The organism is Caulobacter sp. P1_B12_2, from assembly GCF_056406675.1.
The window spans coordinates 1-7,412 of record NZ_JBFTZS010000246.1 but is presented as its reverse complement, the minus strand read 5'-3'; the positions used below and the strand labels follow the sequence as shown (position 1 = coordinate 7,412).

The following is a 7,412-nucleotide window of genomic DNA, read 5'->3' as shown; positions in this document are numbered from 1 at the left end:
CCCGACCGACATCTTCGACGTCACCCAGCCGGTCAATTCCAACGGCGGCGACCTGAAGGGCTTCGAGCTGAACTGGCAGCAGCCGCTGACCTTCCTGCCCGGCGCCTGGAGCCACTTCGGCTACATCCTGAACTACACCTTCGTGGACTCGGACATCGAGTATCTGACGTCCACCACGCCGGGCGCGCCGACGGTCAACGCCACGCTGGTGGGCCTGTCCAAGCACGCCGCCAACGCCACGCTCTACTACGAGACCGACACCTGGAGCATCCGCGGCTYGGCCTCCTATCGTGACGGCTACCTGACCCAGGTGCCCGGCAACGACGGCAACGCCTATCACGGCACCAACTCGACCCTGAACATCGACGCCCAAGCCAGCATCAACATCCGCCCGAACCTCAAGCTCAGCATCGAGGGCGTGAACCTGACCGACGAGTTCAACGACCAGTACGTGGGCGATAGCAACCGCCTCAACGTCTACACCCACAGCGGCCGGACCTATTTCGTCGGCCTCCGCTACAACTTCTAGGGCGCCCCCCCCCCCCGCTTTTATGTCGGGTCAGAACTAGGCGGGAACGGCGGCCAGCGCCCGCACCGCGGCGACCACCGGCTCGGCCTCGGTCCGGACCAGCCAATCGGGGCTGACGTCGGCGAACTTCACCACCTGGTCACGACCGATCACCACYACGGTCGGCTGGGGAAGCTCCCATGTTCCGGTCCCCGTGGTCTCGCCGATCGAGCCGCCCCGCGCCCGCTGGGCGGCCTGGCTGGCCTCGTCGGCGGTGTAGAGAATTCCAAACCGGCGGCCGAGGGCGTTGTCGGTGTCGGACGCCACCTTGAACGACAGGTCGTGACGGGCGCGGATCTCGACCAGCCGCTCGGGAACCTGCGGACTGACGGCCACCAGCGGCACGCCCAGGGCCTTCAGCGTCGGCTGCAAGGCGCGCTCGTAATAGGGCAACGCGATGTTGCAGGCCGGGCAGCCGGCGAAGCGGAAGAACACCAGCACCGCCGGCCCCTTGGCGGTCAGGCTCTTCAGGGTCAGCTCCCCGCCCTCGACATCCTTCAGGACGAACGGCTCGACCACGTCGCCGGCCTTGATCCAGGCGGACGGGTCAGCGGCCTCGACCAGGCTCGCGCGCTGGTCGATATTGATCTGCAGCGCGGCCGGATCCCAGGTCCGGACGCGTTCGGCGTGCAGGTCGGCCAGCAGCTTGGCCAGGCTTTCTTGGCTCATCGGGTCTTCTCCTCGGCTTGAAGGGTCTTGCCGGCGGCGATCTCGATCGCCTGCAGGCGGGCGCGCTCGAAGATCGAGCCCATGCGCCAGTGCTGGTTGGTGTGGGTCGCGGCGTGCTCGCCCCATCCGGAGTCGCGGCGGAACGCGCCCAACTGGCCGGACGCCAGGGCCTGGTCGGCGGTGATCCCGGCCGGGGCCTCGCAGTCGGGCCAGACGAACAGCGCGTCGGCCGCGCAATGCAGTTCGCACAGCAGGCAGGTCTGGCAGTCGGCCTGGCGGGCGATGATCGCCTTGCCGCCCGGACCGATCTCCAGCACGTCGCTGGGACAGGCGTCGACGCAGGTCCCGCAGCCGCTGCAGCGCTCGTCGATGACGACCTCGATCATCAGGCCACCTCCGCCTGGGCGGGCGCGGCCTCGAAGGCGGTCCAGACCCGGTCCAGGCCGCCGGCCCGCTGGCGCGACGCGAAGCGAGGATCCAGGCCGGAGGCGTCCTCGCGCCGGTGCATGCCGCGGCTTTCGCGCCGGGCCAGGGCCGAGGCCTTGCTCCAGCGCCCGGCGGCGACCAGGGCGGCGGCTTCGCGCGTCCGCAAGGACGCCCGCCCCTCACCGCGCGCATGGGCGGCCAGTTCGCTCCAGACGTCGTCCAGCCTCTCGATGGACCCGGCCAAGGCCGGACCGCGCCGGAAGATGTTGCGCTCATAGTCGTTGAGCTCGTCGCGCACGGTCTGGACCGTCGCGCGAAGATCGACCGGCCGCTCGGCGCGAGCCGGCCTCAGACCGACGCGCCCCGTGGCCACAGCCAGGTCGTCGGCCCGCGCGCCGTGGTCCCGCGCCAGCCGCGCGGCGCCCGCCCCGGCCCACTGACCCGACGACAGCGCCCAAGACGAATTGACCGCCCCGCCGCCCGAGATCGCGCCGGTGACCAGCTCGCGGCTGGCCGCGTCGCCGGCCGCGAACAGGCCCGGGACCTGGGTCTGGCAGGCCTGATCGACGACCCGCAGGCCGCCGATCCCCCGCACCGTGCCCTCGGCGTGCAGCGTCACCTCGAAGCGGTCGCGATAGGCGTCGATGCCCCTGCGGTCGAACGGCAGGACGAAGTTGGGCTGCACCTGCGGCATCACCCGCTGCATGTCCTCGGGCACGCGATCCAGGCGACAGAACAGCGGCCCGGCCATCAGGGCTCGCGCCAGGTGCGGCGTCACGTCGGGGCCGTTGGGAATGTCGAGTTCGCGATCATCGGCGTCAAACCAGCGCGCGAAGCTGTAGGCCATCGAGCGGGCCATGTTCGTGCCGGCCAAGGCGGCGGTGTAGTAGTTGGTGAACTCCATGCCCGACAGGTCGGCCCCGGCCTCGACGCCCATCAGCAGGCCGTCGCCGGTGTTGGTGGCCGAGCCCAGCAGACGCGAGGCGAAGGCGCAGCCGCCGGTGGCCAGCACCACGGCGCCGGCCCGGATCGTCCAGGGCCGTTCGCCGCGCAGGGCCAGGCCCGCCGCGCCGGCGATCGACCCGTCCCCATGACGCAGCAGTTCCAGGGCCGGATGGTGGTCGAGGATGCGTACGCCCTGGGCCAGGGCCAGGTTCCGCATCGCCCGCATGTACTCAGGCCCACGCAGGCCGCGATAGAACGGCTGGCCCCGGTCGTCGGTCGAGAAGTCGTAGTAGCCGCGCAAGGTCGGCAGGCTGGTCCAGGTCAGGTCCAGGATCCGCCGCATCCAGTCCGGGTCGCCCAGGCCCAGCGAGCGCTTGAGCCGGTCGGCCACCGCGCCCTCGCGGCCCTCGGGCGGCACCCACCAGTGGCCGGGCCCGGCCGTGGCGGTGACGCCGCTGGTCCCGCAATGGCCCTTGTCGGCCAGGACGACGTCGGCGCCCTCGCGCGCGGCGGCGATGGCGGCCCAGGTCCCCGCCAAGCCGCCGCCGATCACCAGTACGTCGGTCGCCAAGGTCAGGTCCTGGCTCACGGCGCGACGGCCGCGTTGAACGAGCGGTCGAAGGCGCCGGCCGGGTCGCGGGTCGAGGTCACGGCCCCGGCGGATCGGAAGCGGTCGAGCACCGCCGTCGCCTCGGCCACGGCCTTGTCGTCGATTTCCGTCGGCGCGATGCGGTATTGCCGGACGGTGTAGAACGCCACGTCCGGCGCCAGGCCTGTCTCCTTCGACAAGGCCGCCGCGTACGCCTCTGGATGCTCGCCCGCCCAGCGCCGCGCCTTGGCCAGGCGGCGCAGGAAGTCCTCGACCTGCGGCCGCTTGCCGGTGATCGCCGCCTCGCTGGCCGCCTCGAAGCCGTAGCCGCTGAGCCGCCCTTCGCCGTCGGCCAGGACCGTGGCGTCGTCGTGCAGCTTGGCCAGGGCGACATACGAGCCCCAGGTCACCCAGGCGTCGATCGCGCCGCTGGTGAAGGCCGCCTTGGCGTCCCCGGGATTGAGGAACACGATCTGGACGTCGGTCGGCTTCAGCCCCGCCTCTTCCAGCAACCGCAGCAGCAGGTAGTGGCCGATCGAGCCGCGCCCCGTGGCGATCTTCTTGCCGCGCAGGTCGGCCACGCCGTGGAACGGCGCGTCCTTGCGGACCAGCAGCGCCGTCGCCGAGCCGCCGCTCTTGCCGGCCTGGACGGCCTTAATCTTGGCTCCGCTGGCGTAGGCGAACAGGAACGGCGCGTCGCCCGCCTCGCCCAGATCGACCGCCCCCGCCCCCACTGCCTCGAGCAGGGGCTGGGCGGCGGCGAACTCGCTCCACTCGATCTTGTAGGGCGCGCCTTCCAGGGCCCCCGAGGCGATCAGGATCGCCTTGGTCCCGCCCCTCTGGCTGCCGACCTTCAAGGAATCTTGCCCGTTCCCTCCCCCTGAAGCGCCGCAGCCGGCGAGCAGGACGGCGGCGGTTAGAGCGGCGATGAGGCTGCGTCGTTGCATGGCGCCCTCCCTCAGAAGCGTTGGGTCAGGCGGCCGTAGTAGTAGCCGCCGGTGATGCCGAAGGGCGAGAAGATCCCGAACTGATTCAGGCCGGTGTCGGCGTTGACGATGCCGATCTTGTCCGGATGCTCGTCGAACAGGTTGTTGGCCCCGATCGCCACGCTGGTGTTCGGCCGGACATCCCAGGCGATGTCGAGATCGACCACCCACTTGGGGCTATAGGTCCGGTCGAGATTGGCCGAGGTTCCGGCCTCGGTGTACTCGCCGAACCGCGTGGTCCGCAGGCTGGCCGAGACCGTGTCGCGGTTCCAGGCGGCGCCGAGGATCAGCTTCTTGCGCGGCGTGCCGATGGTCAGGTCGGCGATCTTCTGGCGGTCGAACAGCACCAGGTTCGGATTGACCGCCTTGAGCACCGCCGGCGTATCGATCTGCTGGGTGATCTTGGTCTTGTTGAAGGCGTAGGCGGCGTTGAGGTTCAGCCGTCCCCAGTCGCCGAGGTCGAAGGCGTACTCGCCGACCAGGTCCACGCCCGTCGTCCGCGTCGAGACGGCGTTGGTGTAGTAGGTCGCCGCCAGACCCGCCGGGAAGCGGGCCAGCAGCGGAGCCAAGGCCGGTTGCGAGGCCAGCTGGGCGGCGCTGAGATCCAGGTTGCTGGTGTCGACGATGCGGTCGTCGATGTCGATCTGGTAGGCGTCCAGCGTGATCCGCAGGCGGCTGGTTGGCTCGGCGGTGATCCCGACGCTGTAGTTGGTCGAGGTCTCGGGCTTCAGCGGCGTCGCGCCCAGGGCCTGGGCCTCGCTGGAGTCGGCGCGCAACACCTTGGTCGGGAAGGTCAGGTACTCGCCGGGCACGCAGGGCACGCCGCGGAAGACATTGTTGGGCGCGGCCGCGCAGAGGTTGCCGTTGATGGTCGAGCTGGCGAAAACCGTCTGGGCCAGGGACGGGGCGCGGAAACCGTTGCTGAACGTGCCGCGCACCGCGTAGCCTGGCAGGAACTCCCAGCGCGTGGTCAGCTTGCCGCTGGTGGTGTCGCCGACGTCGCCGGTATAGCGCTCGTGCCGGCCGGCCACGCCGACATACCAAGTCTCGGTCAGGTTGGTCCCGACATCGACATAGGCCGCGTAGACGTTGCGGCTGACAGAGCCCGCGTCTTCCGGCGCGGTGCCGGCATAGGAGGCCAGGCCGGGATTGGGCCGCAGGCCGGCGAACGGCTGACCGGCCGGGATCACGTAGTTGCCGACGATGTAGGACGCCTCGTCGCCCGGCTCGATCAGGAAGTGCTCGTAGCGCTGCTCCAGCCCCCACGACACCTGAAGCGGACGGGGCAGCACGCCCTCGAACTCACGGGTGAAATCGAGGTTGGTGGTCCACTGCTGGAACTGGTGGGTCGACAGGTGGAAATAGGTCGGGCTGGACGGACCGAGGGTGGCGTTGAGCGTGTTCTGGCCGTCCAGCTGGGCATGGTCCTGGGCGAAGGTGGTCGACAGGTCCCAGTCCCAGCCCTTGGCCTGGCCGCGCGCGCCCACGGTGGTCTGGAAGTCGAGCTCGAAGATCCGCCGCAGGGCGTTGAAGCCGTCGGGATAGACCTCGGGCAGCGAGTTGCGGTTCTGCGGCCGGCCGGCCGTGACGCCGGCCACCGGCGCCAGGTTGGGCAGGAAGCTGCCGGTGTTCTTCTTGGACGAGCGGTGGCTGAGCGTGCTGGTGGAATAGAGCGTCAGGTCGCGCCAGGGCAGTTCGGCGTTGTATGACGCCGCCAGGATGTCCTCCTCGCCCGGGCCGTAACCCTGCCCCCAATAATAGCGGTCGGCGGTGGCGTCGCGCGGGTCGGGGGTCACCGTGGTGACGCCGCCGGCGGTCGTGACGGTCGGCTGGTAGAGGTATTGGGCCCGCGACGGGACCGCGCGCGAAGCCGCCTCGTTGTTCTTCCAGTTCAGGGCCAGCTGGACGAAGCCGCCCTGGTCGCCCAGGGGAAGGCCGTAGTTCAAGGTGGCGCTGCGGGTGTCGCCATCGCCCAGATAGTTCTGGCCGCCGGTGTAGCTGAACGCGCCGCCCTTCTGGTCCTGCTTGAGAATGATGTTGACCACGCCGGCGATGGCGTCCGAGCCGTACTGGGCCGAGGCGCCGTCGCGCAGCACCTCGATGCGCTCGATGGCCGAGGCCGGGATGAAGTCTAGGTCGACCGGCGCGCCGCCGCGCCCGACCCGGGCCAAGTTGTTGATCAGCGCCGTGCCGTGCCGCCGCTTGCCGTTGACCAGGAACAGGGCCTGGTCGCCGTTCAGGCCGCGCATGGTGATGGCCCGCACCGTCCACGACGTGCCGCCGCCATTGATCCCCGGCAGGTTGAACGACGGGATCAGGGTGTTGAGCACCTCCTTCAGGCCCACCTTGCCGGTGGCCGTCAGTTGCGCGCTGGAGATCACATCGACCGGGGCCGGGCTGTCGGCCACGGTGCGACGCACGCCGCGCACGCCGGTGACGATCACGCCTTCCAGAGCGGTGGCGCGGTCAACGTCGGCGGTGGCCGCATCGACCACGGGGACGGCGGCGGCGGTCGTCTCGTCGGCCCGGGCCTGGGTCGCGAGCACCGAGACAGTCAGGATCGAGGCGCAGGCCAGCAGGCCGGTCCGGAACGTCATTTCAAGCGAAGGTCGGGCCAGAGCCCGGGTCGAATAAGGCAAGTGTCTATCCCCCGCACGGGGCCAGTGGCCGCCGCGTCGTGTTGTTGGTCTCGAAAGTGGAAAAGCCGCGCCGCCGGCCCCTCGGCGCGCCCTACTGAGGTGATGGGAGGTCAGGTCGAGCGGCGCTCGCGGTACGGGATGTCCTCGGAGCCGATCAGCACGCGCTCCATCACGCGTGGGAAATCGCCGTAGTCGCGGACCGCGTAGTGCAGGCCCGCACGGTTGTCCCACAGGGCCACCGAGTTGGGACGCCAGCGGAAGCGGGCGTGATATTCGGGCTTCTTGACCTCTTCATAGAGCCGGGCCAGCAGGACCTTGCTCTCCTCGGGCGCCAGATCGACGAACCGAGGCTTGAGGCTGAAATTGATCCAGAAGATGTCTTCACCGGTCTCCGGATGGGTGCGGATCGCGGGATGGGCGACCAGCGGATAGCGCTCGCCGGATCGGTTCAGGGCCGACTGGTAGTCGTGGATCACATAGAGGTCCTCGACCGCCGCCTTCAGGTCGTCGGGCAGGCCGCGATAGATCGCGCCGCCGTCCGCCCAGAGGGTGTCGCCGCCGACCTCCGGAATGTGAACCGCCTTCAGCAC

General features: G+C 70.0%; 6 protein-coding genes and 1 pseudogene. 1 reads left to right on the top strand and 6 read right to left on the bottom strand.

The annotated features are described in order from the left end of the window. Positions 1-529, top strand: a pseudogene (locus AC1DZ6_RS15500) (TonB-dependent receptor); the annotation flags it as partial. 36 nt (positions 530-565) lie between these two features. Here AC1DZ6_RS15500 and AC1DZ6_RS15495 read toward each other — a convergent pair. From AC1DZ6_RS15495 to AC1DZ6_RS15470, 6 genes are all read right to left on the bottom strand, one after another. After that, the gene (locus AC1DZ6_RS15495) at positions 566-1,237 is read right to left on the bottom strand and encodes a peroxiredoxin-like family protein (protein WP_477098053.1); all 672 of its coding nucleotides are present in this window, start codon (positions 1,235-1,237) and stop codon (positions 566-568) included. Then, entirely contained in the window at positions 1,234-1,623 is a 390-nt protein-coding gene (locus tag AC1DZ6_RS15490) for a 4Fe-4S dicluster domain-containing protein (protein ID WP_477098052.1), read from the bottom strand. Before AC1DZ6_RS15490 ends, AC1DZ6_RS15495 begins: the two co-directional genes overlap by 4 nt. Beyond that, a complete protein-coding gene (locus tag AC1DZ6_RS15485) occupies positions 1,623-3,197 on the bottom strand; it encodes an FAD-dependent oxidoreductase (RefSeq protein WP_477098051.1) in 1,575 nt (524 codons plus the stop codon). Before AC1DZ6_RS15485 ends, AC1DZ6_RS15490 begins: the two co-directional genes overlap by 1 nt. Then, positions 3,194-4,144: an ABC transporter substrate-binding protein gene (locus AC1DZ6_RS15480; RefSeq protein ID WP_477098050.1), complete on the bottom strand. Its 951-nt coding sequence runs from the start codon at positions 4,142-4,144 to the stop codon at positions 3,194-3,196. The genes AC1DZ6_RS15485 and AC1DZ6_RS15480 overlap by 4 nt, the downstream gene beginning before the upstream one ends. Before the next feature lie 11 nt (positions 4,145-4,155). Next, positions 4,156-6,780, bottom strand: a complete 2,625-nt coding sequence (locus tag AC1DZ6_RS15475) for a TonB-dependent receptor plug domain-containing protein (RefSeq protein ID WP_477098049.1) — start codon at positions 6,778-6,780, stop codon at positions 4,156-4,158. A 152-nt stretch (positions 6,781-6,932) separates the two neighbouring features. After that, the coding region (locus tag AC1DZ6_RS15470; protein WP_477098048.1) for a TauD/TfdA dioxygenase family protein at positions 6,933-7,412 on the bottom strand (480 nt) is incomplete at its 5' end.